Below are 18,291 nucleotides of genomic sequence, written 5' to 3' on the forward strand. Positions count from 1 at the left end.
ACCAATGGATGCAGCTATGCTTGCCCAAAAGTGGGATATGCTCAGGGCAATTAACAGAGATTTCCTGAATACCCTTCGTATTGACGCGGACATTGTGCCTGATCTTTATGTCGGTATATCGGCCGAAGGTAAACGTTGTCTTGTCCTGAAGTTACCCGATAATTATACTCCTGATTTTCGATCAGTAGTCAAGCAGAACCTTTCACTGGAGCTTTATAAAGAGACTGGCTGGGTTATACTTGCGCTACTTGATGATTCCTACGCCGACCTGTTCGACGACCTGATCGTTTCAGTATGCAGCAAGATAGGTCAGATTCCTTCTACAGCCGATTCGGTTGCTGAATTGCTGAAAGTTTTTTATAAGTGGAGCAATTTTTTTCACGACCCTCAAACGGAGGATCTGTCGGAAGAAACTGTCAGGGGACTGCTTGGGGAACTTCTGGTACTTAAGCAGTTCCTTACAGTCGCTGATTTTAGTCAGGTCAATGATATACTCCACTCCTGGAGAGGACCGTACGGAAGCAGGCATGATTTCACAGGCGAACGCAGGGGCTACGAAGTAAAGACTCCAACCAGCAACTCGGAAACCGTTAAAATTTCGAGTGAATTTCAGTTGCAGCCTGAACCGGAAAAAGAGCTTGAGCTGGTTGTGGTTACAGTAGTTCCGGACCAGCAGTCAGGAATCAGTATCCAGGAAGCCGGTGTGAGCATACAGAAATTAGTTCGGGCCAGATCCGGCGATTGTTCCATTTTTTTTGACGCGCTTTCTGCAAAAGGCCTCACCCTGCATAGCCTTCAGCGCTACGATATGTTTCGCTACGTCCCCGTTCGGATCGTCTTTTACGCATGCACAGCTGAGAATTTCCCCAGCCTTATAACCAGTAGGCTGCCAGCTTCAATTACTGCAGTAAGTTACCGGATCAGCATTGATTCTCTTACCCCTTTTATTAACCGCGAGGAAAATTTTTAATGGATATACAGGAATACATCAACTACCGGGACGACCTGTTGGATGAAACCCGTGATGAAGAAGGATTTATCAGCGAGTCCAGTTTAATAAACGCCGTACTTCCTGCGATGAGTGACGCTAAACTCATCGATTCGGATGATTACTCAGACGCTTTTTTCTGCAATTATCCAGAGAATATCAAAATCAACGGCTATAAATTCAATGAGTCGGAAGAACGTCTGCAGTTATTTATTGTGAACGAAAGCTCACTGTTTCCGAATGCTACTCCGGAAGATTTGTTGATTTCGCAAAAGGCCCATTATGATGCTTTATTTGCCAAAGCGATAAAATTTATCAGGAAATCAACTCGCAGACATCTGATTGATGATGTCCAGGAAGCCCATCCAGCAAAGAGCCTAATCAACTTTCTGTCATCGGTTAAAGGAATAGAACAGATTGACGTCATCGAAATCTTTTTAATTTCAGCTACAGCCACAGTAGAAATAAGGGGAGCTTCACCTCAGCCAAAACAGATTGATTTTGAAGAAGAACTGTTAAAGGTTCTTATCACTAAGGCAGATAGAACCTCGGTTGAAAAAAAAATCAGTATTTATAAGCGGCTGATCGACCTGAATTTCCTTTTCAACGTACTTATATCACAGGGTAATCGGGAAATTCTTGAGGTAGATTTCGTTAGCCTGTTTGGCGAAGGCATTCAGGCCATCCGCGCTGCTGATGAGCAGCACTTTGAATCCTACCTTTGCGTGCTTCCCGCCCCGATGCTGGCCGATCTCTACAAACGGTATAGTACCCGAATGCTTGAAAAGAACGTACGGTCTTTTTTACAATTTAAGGGAGTTAATCAGGGTATCAGGGACACCATTCGAAAGACACCCGAGTATTTTATAGCCTACAATAATGGCCTTACTGTAACCGCAGTAGGCGCAATCACCGAACAAAAGGGGGAACTAACTCAAATTTCTTCGTTAAAGGATTTTCAGATTGTAAATGGTGGACAGACTACTGCCAGCATTTATTTTTCTCAGAAAGATGGCCTTGATATCAGTAAGATTAAGATCATGGCTAAAGTAAATATTGCCAAGAATGCCGGCGAGGAAGACCTCAATGAACTAATCAGCAACATCAGTAAGTTTTCCAATGCTCAGTCAAAAGTCAGTAATGCAGATCTGCGCTCTCGTAACGAACAGCTGATACGCATCAAGGTCATGTCGGAAAGTACTCTGACTCCATCAGGAAAAAAATGGTTTTTTGAACGCTTCAAAGGAGAGTTTGATACGCTCCAGCGGAAAAATCCCCGCTCCAAGGCTAGGCTCAATAGTGAGTTTCCTAAGAAACGTCGGTTTAGTAAGGAGGGACTCGCTAAATATTATATGTCCTGGGGTGGCCAGCCCTACTTAGTAAAGAAAGGCGGAGACAAGGTTTTTCGAATCTTTATAGAGGAAATTTCCGGCACAGGGGGAGGTAAAGCGCCTGTAATTGATCGGGATTTTTTTGAAGCTATGATTGCCAGGGTAATTCTCTTCAGGGAATTAGAAGACATTTATGGAGATGGTCGTAATGCTATAGGGCAGCTTCGTTCAGCTGTAGTACCTTATACAATTTCAGTATTGCATAATTTTACATCTGAGTCCCGAACTGGCAATGGCTTTGATCTGCAGAAAATCTGGCAACGAGAAGGTCTTGAAAAAGACATCAGGTCAATGCTTACTGATTTGATGAAACTTATGAATGAGCTTATCAAAAAGTACGCAGCCAGCGATGATTATGGTGAATTCTCCAAGAGAAAGGAACTCTGGGACTTAATTATTCAGTCAACTGAGCTGAAAGAATTCATTCGGAGCAATACCTTTCAGGATGCAGTTAAAAAGTATCTGATGACCAAAGAAGATCTTCAGAAGCGACAGCATAGAAAAACAAAATTCAAGCCGGTTGACTTCAGTAATTTATCTGCCAATATTAGAATCTTTTCCCGTAGGGCAGAATTCTATCGGAAACTTCGTTTGTCGCTCATCGAAAGTCTTTCCGCATCTGAGAGTAAAAAGTTTGATCATATTATCTACAGCATTGGCAATTTGACAGACATTTCAGATTCTTACTGTTCTTTTGAGCAGGAGATGACAAATAAAATCCGCTCGGAAAACCCTGAGGTTTTTGACAGGATTGATGTAGATGAAAATAATGCTTGGCTAAAGGCGTTTGATCTTATTACTACCATTTACAATCAGTGCATAGAAAATGGGCAGGATCTTATCTCAGCCTTTCAGAGGCAGCGCGAGATCGCTCGGCAGAAAGGGTTGAAATACGACTCTGTCTATGATGAAATCGGTAAAAGTCTCAAAGAAGGAAAAGCACCTACTATTCGCCACATTCAGAGTGTAGGCAATATATCTTGGAAAAGCTGATTATAAACCCTTCGCGACTGTCTTAACCCCCTGAATGACTGGACAAAATTGCAAAAACAGTTTAGTCCTTTAACATTCAGATATCATGAGCAAAATAAGGAGGAGTTTTACTCCCGAAGACCGTTATTCTATCGTCTAGGAAGCAATCCGTGACGGCCATGCCGAGACTTGTCGCAAGGACAATCTATCCCCTTCGTTACTGCGCAAATGGAGATTGAAATATTTAAGCAAAGGCAAAGAAGACCTGAAAGATTCCTACACACGCGTCGATCCTCAACTACGTGCACTCGAAGAGGAAAATGAACGCCTGAAGCGAATTGTGGCAAAACAGGCTTTGGAATTGAGATAAAAAGTGAACTGTTAAAAAAACGCCTATTCAACCTCGGAGAAACTAGCGCTAATGAAACAGTTCGAATCTCGTGTTAACCGCACTCTATTATGCCATTGGCTGAGCCTACCTTGGAGTGTATAATATTATCAGCACCAGTCCGGTACAACTGGAGCACGACCCAGATAGGAACCATGAAATGGATGGATCGTGGGTAGACAATCAACTGGTAGTGTGCAGTATTCGGCAATTGCTGGATGTTGAGTTCAATGTCATTGGCTACGAATACATCACTTATGAATTGAAAAAAGAGTACTTGATCAACAAGAAAAAAGTGCATCGACTCGTAAAGGAACATAATTTACTCTTAGGTAAAGTAATCCGACCGACGGGCAAACGGGAGTTCGTTAATTTCCGACGAATTGAAGCAACCAAGCCCTTGGAATTTCTGTGATATCAAATACGTCTGGGTACAAGGAAAACGACGAAATTACTATCTGTTGAGTGTCATTGATGTTTAAAGCCGCAAAATTCTGGACTGGCTCTTTCAAAGCAGTATTCGTCAAATCGACTTGATCAACCTTTTTCGACTAATAAACCGAAGTCATGAACTGAAAGGCGTCATTTTGTGCAATAACAATGGTAGTCCATTCATTGCTCATTCAGTACGTAACTTTTTGAAAAGTCCAGAAATCAAGCAGGTATTCACCCACGAAGCCACCGCTGAAGAGAACTCTTACATTGGAGCTTTTCACAGCATTCTAGAGCAAGATGTTATTGAACGAAATGAGTTTGCCAACTACTATGACGCCAAAAAAATGTTAGGGCGTTATTTTTCACATTACAACCATCATCGGTTGCACCGTTCGATTGGTTTTGTAACATCTTAGCAATAATGGGAATAAGCACAGGTAGTTTACGACACAACCTTTTCAGGAAATCTGTCCAGTTAATAAGGAGCTAAGACAGTATAAAATTCTGAAAGATACTATTTGGTAATATTAATTTTTGAGTGTTTGTGCAATTTTGAAATAGCGTTAACTACAATAGTCTTACAGCAAATTTGATCAGTAAGAGTAATTCTATATAATTGGGTCGAAATTTAATTAGATATAGTACCATCGAGGGGATTTTGTAAGCTTTGCAAAAATTGTATACTTCTTGCTGTATAATGGAATAAATACAGAAGTAGGTGTGGATTCGTTTAATGCCGCAAACTTGCTTAAACTACTGGCTAATAGTGACTTTTTAGCCATTTATATTGCAAAGCTAATACATATTTTCTATGATTGTAACTAAATAGTATTGCGTATATGAACTATGGAAATTTACTCAATGCGCATAGTAACTTTTTGCTGATTGTGAGAAAGTCGATATTAAGCAGAATTTCCTATTATGATTTTTGGATGCGCCATCAGGCTGTTATAGCTTGTTTGTCGGGTTCGGTCAACGCGAAACATTTCTTGGACACACTACATTTGAACCGCAGACTCCTTTGAAATAAGAAACGCCCGGTCAAGGACAATTTAAAAGTGAATTTGTGAACTCGCCAACGAAAACTCAACCGAACCTTTGGAAAGAGATTATTCAAAAGTTGGTTAAGCCATTAAGCAGCTTTTCTATGTAATCAAAACATACGGCAACTCGGAATTGCAACAACTCAAAGATGCTTCAGTTCGATGTAATTTAAAATTTAGTTAAAATATTTAAAAGGTTTCTAAATTTCATATCAACAGCAGTTTTTAAAATTTTCAAATGAATACTTTAAAAGATAAACAGATACAGAATCTTCTTGATTGCATTATTAAGTCAATAGAAGGTTCAGATTTTAAATGGGAGATCTTTTTTAAATTATGGTTTAGAGATAGAGGTACACCACTATTTTTTTTATTTAAGAAAAATCTAAGTGTTACTAATTTGCAGTTTGTAGAACTATTCTCACTGATAACAAAATATTCTAATAAATCATTTATTATAGAGAATAGTTCTAAATTATTGTTTTATAATACAGAGCATATAAAAAATACTACTTCAGAGATTTTAAATAGTTTATTGGAGGACTATAAAACTGACGATACAAGTAAATTAAAAAGTTTTTGTGAAACATACGTAGACATTATAAGTTCCTCAGTTGCTGTTGACATGTTTTTTGGATCATGTGCAATTTTTTTGCCCCCTGGAATAAGTACTGATATTGAATCTATTGTTTCTGATTCAGGTTATATTCATTCGGCAGGTAAATCACTTTTAATAAGAAATATTAATAAAGCAAAAAAGAGGGATTTGTTTAATAGTTTGTATGAATATATTAAAAAAGACAAAAAAGTACTGGATATTCCTTTTGTTGTTTATTCTCATGAAGATTTTTCAGATTATGATAAAGAGTCATCTGACTTAATAAATAAAGGAATTGAGCAGTGTAAAATTTATGTTGAAAAAATGAGCATGGGTAGTTTTAAACTTTCCACAATAATTAGTGAGATTCAGAATGATAATAAATTAAAGGGCAGAATATTGATTCCAGGTGCTGGAAATTATCAAAAAGTGCATAATTTTAAACAAGAAAAAACATTATGGCTTATTGCCGATAGATCGCTATCTACCGGTCAGATTAGAAATCCAGGTCAAAGCCGTTATTATATTTGCTATGAACAAACCTATAAAAATGATTCTCCATTCTTCTTTTTTGATGAAAATAAACCAGCCTGGAAATCTCATACAACTATGCCTCATAGTTTGACCGCTTCATTAGTAAATACTGCTTTGCCTGCAAATTTTAATGGAGTGGTATGTGATCCATTTGGGGGTACAGGAACTACTTGGATTGAGATTAAGCGGCTTCAAATACCATGTACAGTTTATTCATCTGATTTGTCTCCATCAGCAAAAAGGTTACTTCTTGATAACATAGAATTTTTTACTATGGGTTATGATGAAATAAATAATATTTTAAAAGATTTAATGTTATTTCATCAACAAAAAGAATATGATGCACAATTCCAAATTAATTTTCTTGATATTAACCTTCCGATAGTTGATCCGCACAATGCGTACAGTGACGCCGTCGGTCTACTAAATCGCTTAAAAAAGTCTCAAAAACATGAAGAACAGGAATTTAATTTATCTAAATCTTTTATTGCTGATTTAGAAAAACAAAGTATAATTGTTAGAATATTGTTTTATGTAGCTCTCAGGGCGCAACTTAGATTTCAAGAAAGTTTTAAAAGAAAATCTTTGAATTTCGAAGAGGCCTTTAATAAGTCTTTAGAAAAACTTATAGATCAAACAAAAATGCTAGTTGAAATTAAACTAGATGTTTTGAAAGAATTTAAAAGTAGTATACCTGTAAATAAATCATATGTTTCTTTTAAAGGGACATACTCCCAAAAGTTAACACCATCTTTTATTTTTAAAGATAAAAATACTTTTATAAATCAGGCTGTAAAAGAGGTTTCATCCGCAAAGGATGCGCGTGATCTTAAGCCAAATTCTATTGATGTAATAATATGTGATCCACCATATAGTTTAAATAAAACTGAGGAAGGGTTGCTAAGTCTGTACTCAGAATTTATTGATAAAGCTATAGCAGCTCTGAAAACTCGTGGACAACTACTTATGTGTCTTCCTGCTGAATCATATACAGGCCATGTCCTTCCTTTCTGTACCCGACAAGATCTTATCTCTAGACAAATTATTACTAAAGCACATGATCAAGGAAGATATGTCTATCAAGCAGCTCAAAGTATCCCAAATCAAGCCTTTCAGCCACCCTATTATTGGGAAGCAGATCGCGCCTTGAGGAGAACGATAATACATTTTCGATTTTTGTAGTAGACATTTGGTAGCCTGTCAGTAATATGATACATGACTCATGTGAGGTTATTCAGCCTAACAAATGGGAAGTTTTAAAGTTCTTAGTTTTGCTTATCAACTAAATTTTTACTCCAATAATTTAATCTAGTAAGTTATTGAGAATTATAACTTTGCGAAGCTGCAATCCTTGCAAAGTTTGCAAAAAATAACAAATTTCCTTTAAGTATTTTTAAACAAGTTATATTTTATTAAGTCTTAACAGGAAATCCTTATGGGAAATACAAGTTTAAAAGATTTCTCTGAAAAGGTTTATATCACAAACGCAAATTACAAGCGAATGCTGAAGAAATTTGATCTAAAAAATCTACCCCAATTACAAGGAGATATTTATAAAAAGCCTATTTATTTCTTCTCGAAATTAGAAAAGAATATTCTACTTGCTATCCAAGATTTATTAAGAGATCCTGAAAATTTTATTGGCATGTATTATACTTCAGTCAAAAGGCCTGATACTTATACATATGTTTACGAAGGGGGAAGACCAGCATATCACAGAGATCTTGTATGTCCCAATCTGCATTCAAATTTCAAAAACTTTGAAATTCCAGTGGAGATAAAAGATAAAGGTATTCAGGAAATTACCCGCTTCCGAAAGTGGTTTCATATACATAAAGAAATTTTTGAGACTGATTTGAAAAGATTTACAGAGCTATTAGAAGCAAGTTTTTTCATTATAATCAATCCAGCAACGATAGAGCAAAAGAATTCCGGTATTGAAAAAATTAGAAATTATGACCTTGAAGAGTTAGAAATAGAAATTGACGATCTTCTTAAAAAAGCTGGTAGGTTCTATTATTTCACTGAGAAAATAACAATTATTCTAAAAAGATTTTCAACGTTAACTTTTCTAGCTTATAAAACTGATCCGATAATAAATAACGATACAGGATATTCAGATGATGAAGTAAGAGAAGTATTAAAACAGTATGATAGAGAATTTAAAAAGCCATTAAAAGAATTATTAATTGAATACTATAAAGTTTCCTTAAATCCTAACTTATCTTTCAGTGGTTTGTTATTAGATAGGTTAGATTTTAAAAGTTGCAGTATTTGTGAAAATGGTTTATCAAATGTTGATATATAAAAAATATTTCTCAAGAATTGGTCAGCCGAATATCGATTCCAACGCCTTATCCGTCGTCTCAGTGTCGAATTCAGAAAGGTACTTTTCGGTAATATTGATTTTCGAGTGTCTCAGAAGCTTTGAAATAGCATAAACATCCTTTATTTTCCTTCGACCCAAGTCAGCAAATGTGTGTCGGGCAGAGTGAAAGGAAACCTCTTTGTTGATTCCAGCTAATGAGCAGATCTTCTTAAGGTACTTATTGATGAGAGCATTCTTCCGACTGATTTCAATCAATAGTTCTGCTTCGGTGGTGTAGGTACGATTTTGATTTAGAATTGGAAGCACATAGGCTTCTGGGTCGATCTTTACTGGTTTGTATTGCTGCATGATTTCCTCTGCTTGAACAGGTATTTGAATCGAATGGCCTTTAGTAACGGTGTTTTTTGTTTTACGCATAACATAAGACAACCGATTACTATCGATATTTTTCCATTGCAAGCAAGCAATGTCACTGAATCGCATTCCGGCTAAATAAAAAGCACACAACCAATAATTTCGAGTATGCCATAGTAGAGAGTCGGAGGGAAGGTCAATTACACAGAACTGTTTGAGTTCCTCTTCAGTGAGCCTAACTCTTTCGGGTTTTCCTTCCTTGATCCTGATTTGAAGAAATGGGTTTTCTTGGATTGGGAGAATGCCCTCCTTTACGGCCTGGTTGAAAATAGTTCGTATTTTGGAAAGCCCTTTTGAAATGGTATTCGTGCTATTGCCCTTCTGTTTACGTAACCAACCTTCATAATCATTTAGTATTTTTACGGAAATATCGGCGAATAGAAGCTTCTCATCATTCATAAATTCCAAGAACTTATTGATTTCAGTTCGAACATTCCTCGCCGTATTGTAAGGCTTGTTATTTAAATAACCGTATGCGTACTGAAAAAAATAGGTCGAAGACTTACCCTTCAAGTTATCGGCAATTACAGCAGAGGAGACGTCTTTGACTTCGGCTTTAAGTTGGGTTGCATCCGCTTTTATAGAATCGATTTTTGCATTAATTACAGCGTGTAAACGGAAAGTACGCCGTACCTCCTTCTTCTTTGGGTTCCAATCTTTGATGGGGATGTCAAAGCCAATATAAACCCGACGGTGTTTTCGGTTCTCTGTTATCCGGAGGAATAAGGGATAGACATCTCCTTTCTTAGGCTTATTGCTGATCTCAACCGTGAAGGAAATAGTGTTTGTTCTCTTTCTGCCTCTGGTTGGCGTAGCTTCGGATTCAGACATATTTTTAAGCTTATTATTGCCTTGCTAAGGTAACCAATTTGGGGATTTTACTGTAACATTACTGAAACATTTCTTACTTTTGATTAATATTGCTTGCCTCCAATTGCTTCTAAATATGCCATTTAGGCCTGTTTAGAGGGTATTTTGCAAAAATCTAAAGCAGCTAAATGCATTTGTTCGAGTCCGGCTCCCGGTACAAAGTCAAACAGGTCACATTTTCATGTGACCTGTTCTTGTTTAAGTTCCATCCCTGTCTTATTAGCGTGATCCGTTATTTACACGGAGTCGTTTAAAATAATTGGCTACCACAAAAGTCAACAGGGCCGAAATCAAAACGGCCATGGCCATTAAAATATAGGATGCGTGGAAGGTGCCGGTAAGCCCATTGAGATAACCGACTAAGTAAGCACCGACAAACGAACCAAGAGCACCCATGCTGTTGATTAAGCCAATTGCCCCACCTGCCACATTTTTAGGGAGCAACTCCGTAATAAGCGCAAAAAACGGGCCGTACGGAGCGTACAAAGCTCCTCCGGCTAGCACTAACAGCCCGTATGAAAGCCAGAAATCTTTTCCTTCCATCAGGTAAGTGCCGAAAAAAGCGGAAGAAGCAATGAGCAGAAACGGCCAGATGAATAGAGTTCGCTTTTGTGATTTGTCGGCGAAATACGAAGCGCCTACCATGCCGCCAATCGCTAATAGATAGGGTACGGCTGACAGCCATCCTGTGGTAACGATGTCCATCTCGGGACTTGCCTTGATGATGGAAGGCAACCACATGACAAAACCGTAGACGCCAAGACTCCACAAAAAATAATGGATGCATAAGAGAATTACGGGGGCAGAACGAAATGCCTGGCTGTAATTTTTAACTGGTTTGATGGAACTCTGTTCCTCCTTTAATCGTCTCTCAAGTTCTGCCTTTTCCTCCACTGTGAGCCAATCAGCCTCTTGGGGTGTCTCGGCAATCATTCTCCACCAAACAAAAGCCCACAGAATTCCCGGAGCGCCCTGGATGATGAACATCCACCGCCAGCCTAGGGAGTTAATCAAATAGCCCGACACCACCGACATCCACAAAACCGTAACCGGATTGCCCAAAATCAGGAACGTATTCGCGCGGGAGCGCTCGTCTTTGGTAAACCATTGACTTAACAGAATGAGCATGGAGGGCATTACCGCACTTTCAACTACCCCGATCAGAAAACGGATTGCAATTAACGCCGTGAGATTACTAACCATCCCGGTGGCGGTGGCTAAACCGGCCCATAAAATCAGGGAGACGAAAATGAGCTTTTTTGCGCTCTTATGAGCGGCATAACGGGCTCCCGGAATTTGAAAAAAGAAATACCCCAGGAAAAATAAGGAACTCAGCAACGAAGAAACGGCCTGCGAAATGTGGAGGTCTTCGTTCATACCTCCGGCAGCGGCAAAGCCAAAATTGGCCCGGTCGAGGTAAGCAAGACTATAGGTTATAAAAACAAGTGGGATAAGGCGATACCAACGCGCCGGAGCGATTGTGTTAGGCATGTAAAACGGGGTTTCTTTTACAAACGAACTGGGTTTCTGGAAGTAGTTGCTCTCTGTAAGCAGGCAATTGGTCAAAGAGGAATGTTCACAGTAGCTACCCATTTCAAAATAGTAAAACGGTGGCTTTACTGAAACAAGCCGCTTAATCGGGTGGCCTGCTTTATTTTGTAAAATCAGATTTGACCGAATGTTTGAATTCCTTCAGCCGGTTTGCTCACTCAGAGCGAACCGTCAAAGGAATTTTCATGAAATGTTTCTCAAAGAACGAGTTGCGACGCATCAGGTATTGCCCGGCGGTCGCGGGATTGTAGTGCCGGACGGCCAGATCCGGAGTCGTCTCGTTCCCCGGCGTAGTAGGTTGGGTAATCAAGGTCGTGGTGGGATGGGGTGGAATAAATGCTGCTACAAATTTTAACGTAGACAACACCGTTACTGCCCAGAACGCCAGGTACCCCCAACGCACCCAATTTCTGGATCCGTTGTAATTGACAAGCCACTGCGCCGAAAAGACGATGATGATCGCATACGCCGGGACGTTGGTGCGCATCTGCCAGTCATTCATAATTCCTAAACGGTAGAGCGGCAATACACATAAGGCAATGAGGGCAACGGTAAACCACTGGTGCAATTGGTGATCATTCGGGGTTAACCACCGGAGCGGCACGTACCAGATTATGAAATTGGATATGATATACAGTAAAAAATACAGTGGCCAGGTTGGCACCCCGATTTGGGTAATGAACATATTGACGGCCGGATCCGAGGTAATCTGGGTGCTGGTAATGTAGGAAATCAACGGAACCAACCCCAGAACGACCAGAAACGATTGAAGCAGATAGACCGGTTTTTTAAAAAACCGCCACCGATCCAGCCAGAACAGGTAGAGTACAAAAGGCATGGCTCCAACCACGGAAAACGGCCCCCAAAACAAGGCTCCTCCCAACAGCAGGGCAGTGGTAGGGAGCCATTCCTGCTTACGTTGCTTATGGAATGATGTTAAGCTAAAGGCCGCCAGCAACGCGGGAAGTACGTGTTGGGGTGCCCAAACCAGGTGATCCGAGAACGGTGACATGATGATGAACGGGAACTTGCCAAAATTGATGTAATTCGGCGGTAAATAGGGGATGGTCGGGAATAGCACGCGTAATAACCAGATGAAAATCCAGGAATCACTAAACAGGACGATGACCAGTAAAACCCGCCACGGCCGCTTGGAAATTAAACTCAGGACCCACCAGCCCACCAGCATAACTCCAAGCCAGGTCCATAGCAAAGCCAGGTACCGGGCATACTCAATACCGATCAGCTTGCTTAAAAAGGCGACGGGCAGGTAATACGCGTTATAGTAGCACATATACGTGTTATACTTTGGATAAAACACGGGCCATGAATTCACTATTAAATCGTGGTATTTGGCATTGTGGAATTGATAATCAAATAGTTGCCAATTGAATTCGCCAAATCCGAACATGATCAGATAGCCGAATGACGAGACGGACAGGATCAGAAAATTCCGCCGATTCCAGGCGGGAGGATGATCGGTTACAGACGACAGCAGGCGAGTGAACGTATAGACGGCAACGCTGCAAAGAAGAATAAAACAAGGTATGCCCATAATCGGTCGCACCCACGTAAGCAAAAAAAGCAGAGCGGGCAGTATTAAATACGATACCGTTAAAATTTGTAAATAGGCAATCGAATTTTGTTTATTCGGGGAAGTCATGAATCAAGTGAAGAGAAGGTAAAAGGGCTGAAACGGTTCAAAAGATCGGCAGAACTTTCTACCGGGGAAAGGTATAAAAAAAGATTTTGAGCTAGTCGCTAAAGTGCCGATTCGGTAGAAATGCCATTGAAATTAACCGCCAATTTTGCCGGAAAGTGAATTGCCTGCCGGAATAAAGGACGTTTGCATGCCCATAACCCGGCAGGCTTCTGCCGACACCCGGATCGCATTATTCACACTTCGCTCGTCGGGATAAATATGGACCATGTTGGCAATCCACATATTTTGAATGGATGATTTAAAGGAATGGACATTCCGGGAAAAATTTAAATCACAGACAGTCGCGGCTGTTTTTGTTCGGAAAACATGAATATCATTTATATTTTCCGGATTAAATGTTTTATAAATTTTCTTTACATAAGGTACCATCGTTGCAATAATCTCCTCGTTACTCTGACTCGAAATCGACTCCTGGTGTGAATAATACCGGGATAAATACGCAATGTATTTGTTATTATAGTCCTGACTCGGAATGAAGTTTGTATGCTCAATAATTCCGCCGAATGGTGAGCCACTATCGGCAACATTTAACCAGTAAGTCTGACTTAGCGGTTTTTTTAAATCCAGAATCACACAGACGGCTCCGAAGTATTCGATTTTGTCAAGTTGCTGGTATAAATGAGAATCAATTCCCTTGACCAGCTCTTTTGCGTAGTTTGTCGGAATGGTAAATAAATAGTCTCCACCAGAGTAAGTAGCTTTTGATGTTTGAAGACCGACGAGCTTTCCTTCCGAAACCTGAAGGTTGGTTACAACGGAATGATTAATGAGTTCAACCGAAAGGCATTTCAATTTTTCCATCAGTGCATTCAGCAGCGTATCCAGGCTTCCCTGCAAGTAACCGAGTTTTTCTTCCCCGCGATTTCGCGAATTCATCCGCTGCCTCAAACGACCAATTAACCAAGCGAGCGGCACATCATTGGCGTAAGGTCCGAACTTTATATCCAGCAGCGGTTTCCACAACGAATTTGTGGTGTTGACTCCCGCATAGCGGTAAAGCCACTCCAAGCAGGAAATGCTTTCGTAATCTTCCCAGCGGGCTAATTTTCCCAAATACAGGCTTGTGGCCGCAAATCGGCCTTTGTCAAGCAAGGTCAAAGGAGAAAAATGGAGCAGATCAGACGGCGAATTGAACGGGTAAACCGTGCCGTCGCGGAAGACACCCATTGTCGTTTTTTTATAAACCAGCTTGTTATCAATTCCCAATTCTTTGATTAACCAGTTTAATTCGACATCATGCGTAAAAAAATGGTGGTAAAAATACTCCAGTCGATTGCCACCAATGGGAAATGTATTGAGTAACCCCCCAAAGTGTGGGCTGGCTTCCAATACGCGGACTTTGTAGCCATTCCTGGCTGCAATATACGCGCTGGCCAGGCCGGTAATGCCTCCACCAACTATCGTTAGTTGTTTGTTCATTCGTATAAAATGCAGTTTGCCCCGAAGCAGGAAATAAAAAAGAGTTGACGATGTCGGGTTGGTCGAGCGTGTGATTGGCAAGTTAAATACTTTCGCCGGGAATCGTTAATCGCGGTGGCGGTATGTCGACAAAATTGCCAAATTGAAGCACGAAAGGTAGTTTTTATCGACTAAAATACGGGCGTTATCGTTAAAAAATTGCGTGAATGGTAAGTCCGGATAAAGCGGTCTTTGCGGAAGGATTTTACCCGAAAAGCAAGCTGATCGCCAAAATTACAGGGATGACATCGAATCAATTCATTAAGGTAAAATAGTCAGGAATAATAAATTTACTAATTGGGTGAACAAGCAATTAAAAATGCATTTATTTCTCCAGTTATTACTACATGATAGCCCCAGGTAGGAGAGAGAACGGTTAACTTTTAGAATCATCTGCTCCAAAAATTCCCGGGATTTCCTACATTGCTTTTCAATTGTGGCATCCAATTGCCAGGCCTTTATCCTAAATCCAAACCACATGTCGAACCCGAATGTCTCCCGACGCGAGTTTCTACGGCGAAACTCATTGACCGGTCTTGGGGCGGTTTTGTCGCCTTCTTTACTTTCCGCCAGTTCGATCGAACAACCCACTATACCCGCTCCCAACCCAGAAATTCCAACTTCATCTTCCCGCACGGAAGCCCCGGCTTTGCTGGGTGGAAAACCGGTCCGGAGCAAAGAATGGCCGACCTGGCCGATGTGGCAACCCGAAACGGATGAAAAACAACTGCTCGAGGTCATTCGCAGTGGCATCTGGTCACGGGCAAACGTGGTGACCGAGTTTGAAGCGAAATGGGCGGCCACGCTCGGCGTCAAGCGTTCGCTGGCCGTGGTGAATGGTACGAATGCAATCATGGCTGCTTTGGCCCAGTTTGACATTCGGGGCGGAGACGAGGTGCTGGTGACTCCCTATACGTTCATCGGAACCGTTGCGCCCATCCTGATGGTGGGCGCGATGCCGGTTTTTGTGGATGTCGATCCCGAAACCTTCCAGATTGATCCGGCCCAAATTGAAGCCAGAATTACTCCCCGAACACGGGCGATTATTCCTGTACACATTCTCGGATTACCCGCCAACATGACCCTGATCATGCCGATTGCCAAAAAACACAACCTGGTGGTGATTGAAGATGCCTGTCAGGCGCATATGGCCGAAATCAACCACCGCAAAGTAGGTACGCTTGGGGATGCGGGCTGTTTCAGTTTCCAGAACTCCAAAAACCTGGCCATTGGCGAAGGGGGCGCCATCGTGAGCAATGACGACGCGTTTATGGATCGGTGTTTTTCGTACCAGAACTACGGAAATCCGTACGGCCAGGTTTCCGGAGTCATTGGCGCCGGAACCCTGAGGCAGGGTACCAAACTGCGCTTAACCGAGTACCAAGCCGCCATTGGGCTGGCTCAACTCACCCGTCTCGACGCGCAAACCACCGTTCGCAACGAAAATGCGGCTTACCTGAAATCGAAGATCAAGGACATTCCCGGAATCGTTCCGTATAAATTGTATGACGACGTGACGCGCGCAGCTTTTCACCTGTTTCCGTTTCGATTTAAAAAAGAGCAATTCAAAGGACTGTCGCGGGATGTGTTTGTAAAGGCGTTATCGGCGGAAGGTATTCCGTGCTCGAAAGGCTATGCCACACTGAATACCATGCCGTACCTGAACGATACCTTTCAAACCAAAAATTACCGGAAAATGTACCCCAAATCGATGCTGGATTTTAACAGTTATCTTGAACGAAACCACTGCCCACAAAACGACCGGCTTTGCCGGGAAGAAGCCGTATGGTTTACCCAGAACATGTTATTGGGCTCCCGTTCGGACATGGACGAAATTGCCAATGCCATCGAAAAGATCTACGAAAACGCTGATAAACTGCTGACCCAGAAATGAAAAAGTGGCTTTCCGTATTCGGATACGGTTTTTTGTGGATGTTCGCACTGTCGTCCGGTTTTGCCAAAGGCTGGAAAGCGGGCGTTGCCAGCGTTATAATTACGCCCAAAGAGCCCCAATGGATGGCCGGGTATGCGGCCCGTACGCACATATCCGATGGTAAACTCCACGATTTATGGGCGAAGGCGCTGGCGTTGGAAGACGAATCGGGCAAACAGGCTATTCTGGTAACCAGCGATTTACTCGGATTTCCAAAGTTGCTTTCGGACCGAATCCGGGATCGGCTGAAGACCCGGTTCGGGCTGTCGAAAGACCAGATCATTCTGAACAGCTCACACACGCATTCTGGTCCGGTTTTGGCCCACGCCCTGTTCGATATTTATCCGCTTGATGCCAATGAACTCACCAAAATCGATCGGTATACCCAGCAACTCGAAGACCAGATTGTGACGCTGGTTGGCCGGGCCCTGAAACAACTGGAACCCGCTGAACTGTTTGCGCAAAATGGCGTAACTCGGTTTCAGGTCAACCGACGCAATAACAAGGAAGGGGCCGTGCGGGAGCAATCCGAACTCCGGGGCCCGAACGATTATGCCGTACCCGTGATTAAAGTGGTCGATGCCCGCGGAAAATTGAAAGCCATTGCGTTCGGTTACGCTTGTCACCCGACGGTTTTAGACCAGTATCAGTGGTCGGGCGATTACGTCGGGTTTGCCCAACTGGAGCTGGAAAAAGAACATCCCGGCGTCACGGCGCTGTTTTTTCAGGGGGCCGCCGGCGATCAGAATCCGATTCCCCGCCGGACGATTCCGCTGGCCCGGCAATACGGTCGGGAACTGGCCGCAGCGGTCGACCGGGTGCTCGATGAACCAATGCGAAACCTGCCCGCGCAATTGCGGACGGCATATTCGGAAATTGATTTGCCGCTTGCCCCTTCGCCTTCGGAAGCCGAATTGACGAAAACCGCTCAGGAAAATGACGGGTATATCCAACGGTGGGCTAAACGAATGCTGGTCGAAAAGAAACAGGGAAAAACATTCCGGACGAGCTATCCGTATCCGATGCAAGTCTGGCAATTGGGCGGTCAGCCGCTGTTCAGTTTTGGCGGAGAACTGCTGATCGAATACGCCATTGAATGTAAAAAACGCTTTGGTCCCGACGTCTTTGTCCTGGGTTATTCCAACGATGTCATGGGCTACATTCCGTCGGCAACCGTTCTGAAAGAGGGGGGCTACGAGGGCGCATCGTCGCAAATGGTTTACGGTTTGCCCGGCCTTTGGGCACCATCTGCGCCCGACCTCATCATTCAGGAAATGACTCGCTTAGCCGAACAGCTTGGGATTTCAAGGGTAAAATAACCGAAAGCTTAATTCGATACGGCACCCGTTGAGGGAATTTGATTGAACACTTTTCCCCGAAAACCGCCGGAGCCGTAGAACGTCAGCAATTTAGACGCGGAAACGAAGTAACCGGATTATTCATTTTATGGGTAACCGACAGTCAGCAATCCGTACCATTGAAAGTAGTGAAACAGTAGGAGTTTTGCCGAAAGCCGTTCAAATGAAAACATTCGGACGGCTTTTTTGTGTTTTTCTGAAAAATCAATAAAAAATAGAGCGGTTTTAAGCCAGCCAGGCCGGTTTTGGCTACTTTTCGTCGCAAGTAGTTGCTTCCTTTAGACTCCGTTCAGTACTTTTGCAATT

At 42.1% G+C, this 18,291-nt stretch carries 13 protein-coding genes; 9 read left to right on the top strand and 4 right to left on the bottom strand.

Annotated features, from left to right (window positions below):
• Positions 1-4: 4 nt before the first annotated feature.
• The 7 genes from EHT25_RS03450 to EHT25_RS03480 all read left to right on the top strand — a co-directional run bounded on the left by EHT25_RS03450 (position 5) and on the right by EHT25_RS03480 (position 8,657).
• Positions 5-970 carry a PD-(D/E)XK motif protein gene (locus tag EHT25_RS03450; RefSeq protein WP_185731271.1) on the top strand — a complete coding sequence of 322 codons (966 nt, stop codon included), beginning with the start codon at positions 5-7 and terminating at the stop codon, positions 968-970.
• The gene (locus EHT25_RS03455) at positions 970-3,372 is read left to right on the top strand and encodes an AIPR family protein (RefSeq protein WP_124870700.1); all 2,403 of its coding nucleotides are present in this window, start codon (positions 970-972) and stop codon (positions 3,370-3,372) included. Before EHT25_RS03450 ends, EHT25_RS03455 begins: the two co-directional genes overlap by 1 nt.
• A 214-nt stretch (positions 3,373-3,586) precedes the next feature.
• Positions 3,587-3,721, top strand: a complete 135-nt coding sequence (locus tag EHT25_RS33100) for a hypothetical protein (protein WP_229311425.1) — start codon at positions 3,587-3,589, stop codon at positions 3,719-3,721.
• 178 nt (positions 3,722-3,899) lie between these two features.
• Positions 3,900-4,154, top strand: a complete 255-nt coding sequence (locus tag EHT25_RS03465) for an IS3 family transposase (RefSeq protein WP_124870703.1) — start codon at positions 3,900-3,902, stop codon at positions 4,152-4,154.
• 223 nt (positions 4,155-4,377) lie between these two features.
• A complete protein-coding gene (locus EHT25_RS32570; RefSeq protein WP_185731272.1) occupies positions 4,378-4,590 on the top strand; it encodes an integrase core domain-containing protein in 213 nt (70 codons plus the stop codon).
• Between the two features lie 865 nt (positions 4,591-5,455).
• Positions 5,456-7,531: a TRM11 family methyltransferase gene (locus EHT25_RS03475; protein WP_124870709.1), complete on the top strand. Its 2,076-nt coding sequence runs from the start codon at positions 5,456-5,458 to the stop codon at positions 7,529-7,531.
• 253 nt (positions 7,532-7,784) lie between these two features.
• Positions 7,785-8,657, top strand: coding sequence for a hypothetical protein (locus EHT25_RS03480; RefSeq protein ID WP_124870711.1), 873 nt, complete (start codon positions 7,785-7,787; stop codon positions 8,655-8,657).
• A gap of 21 nt (positions 8,658-8,678) precedes the next feature.
• Here the strand turns inward: EHT25_RS03480 and EHT25_RS03485 are convergent, their stop codons facing one another.
• The 4 genes from EHT25_RS03485 to EHT25_RS03500 form a co-directional block, all read right to left on the bottom strand.
• Positions 8,679-9,923, bottom strand: a complete 1,245-nt coding sequence (locus EHT25_RS03485) for a site-specific integrase (RefSeq protein WP_124870714.1) — start codon at positions 9,921-9,923, stop codon at positions 8,679-8,681.
• 258 nt (positions 9,924-10,181) lie between these two features.
• Positions 10,182-11,453 (bottom strand): MFS transporter, encoded by a 1,272-nt coding sequence (locus EHT25_RS03490; protein WP_124870717.1) that lies wholly within the window; start codon positions 11,451-11,453, stop codon positions 10,182-10,184.
• Between the two features lie 214 nt (positions 11,454-11,667).
• Entirely contained in the window at positions 11,668-12,807 is a 1,140-nt protein-coding gene (locus EHT25_RS03495) for a hypothetical protein (protein ID WP_124870719.1), read from the bottom strand.
• Positions 12,808-13,308: 501 nt separating this feature from the next.
• Positions 13,309-14,655, bottom strand: a complete 1,347-nt coding sequence (locus EHT25_RS03500; protein WP_124870722.1) for an NAD(P)/FAD-dependent oxidoreductase — start codon at positions 14,653-14,655, stop codon at positions 13,309-13,311.
• A 517-nt stretch (positions 14,656-15,172) separates the two neighbouring features.
• Here EHT25_RS03500 and EHT25_RS03505 point away from each other — a divergent pair.
• Together EHT25_RS03505 and EHT25_RS03510 are read left to right on the top strand one after the other, a co-directional pair.
• On the top strand, positions 15,173-16,588 hold the full coding sequence (locus EHT25_RS03505) for a DegT/DnrJ/EryC1/StrS family aminotransferase (RefSeq protein ID WP_124870725.1): 1,416 nt from the start codon (positions 15,173-15,175) through the stop codon (positions 16,586-16,588).
• Positions 16,585-17,946, top strand: coding sequence for a neutral/alkaline non-lysosomal ceramidase N-terminal domain-containing protein (locus tag EHT25_RS03510; protein WP_124870728.1), 1,362 nt, complete (start codon positions 16,585-16,587; stop codon positions 17,944-17,946). The genes EHT25_RS03505 and EHT25_RS03510 overlap by 4 nt, the downstream gene beginning before the upstream one ends.
• Positions 17,947-18,291: the final 345 nt, after the last annotated feature.

The sequence above is a fragment of the Larkinella rosea genome (assembly GCF_003858635.1).
In the GTDB taxonomy this organism is placed as follows: Bacteria; Bacteroidota; Bacteroidia; order Cytophagales; family Spirosomataceae; genus Larkinella; species Larkinella rosea.

Excerpts from the sequence above, each read along its gene's own strand:
- EHT25_RS03500 (WP_124870722.1), bottom strand. The coding sequence starts at position 14,655 with ATGAACAAACAACTAACGATAGTTGGTGGAGGCATTACCGGCCTGGCC.
- EHT25_RS03505 (WP_124870725.1), top strand. The coding sequence starts at position 15,173 with ATGTCGAACCCGAATGTCTCCCGACGCGAGTTTCTACGGCGAAACTCA.
- EHT25_RS03490 (WP_124870717.1), bottom strand. The coding sequence starts at position 11,453 with ATGCCTAACACAATCGCTCCGGCGCGTTGGTATCGCCTTATCCCACTT.
- EHT25_RS03495 (WP_124870719.1), bottom strand. The coding sequence starts at position 12,807 with ATGTGCTACTATAACGCGTATTACCTGCCCGTCGCCTTTTTAAGCAAG.
- EHT25_RS03465 (WP_124870703.1), top strand. The coding sequence starts at position 3,900 with ATGGATGGATCGTGGGTAGACAATCAACTGGTAGTGTGCAGTATTCGG.
- EHT25_RS03480 (WP_124870711.1), top strand. The coding sequence starts at position 7,785 with ATGGGAAATACAAGTTTAAAAGATTTCTCTGAAAAGGTTTATATCACA.
- EHT25_RS03510 (WP_124870728.1), top strand. The coding sequence starts at position 16,585 with ATGAAAAAGTGGCTTTCCGTATTCGGATACGGTTTTTTGTGGATGTTC.
- EHT25_RS03475 (WP_124870709.1), top strand. The coding sequence starts at position 5,456 with ATGAATACTTTAAAAGATAAACAGATACAGAATCTTCTTGATTGCATT.
- EHT25_RS03455 (WP_124870700.1), top strand. The coding sequence starts at position 970 with ATGGATATACAGGAATACATCAACTACCGGGACGACCTGTTGGATGAA.
- EHT25_RS03450 (WP_185731271.1), top strand. The coding sequence starts at position 5 with ATGGATGCAGCTATGCTTGCCCAAAAGTGGGATATGCTCAGGGCAATT.
- EHT25_RS03485 (WP_124870714.1), bottom strand. The coding sequence starts at position 9,923 with ATGTCTGAATCCGAAGCTACGCCAACCAGAGGCAGAAAGAGAACAAAC.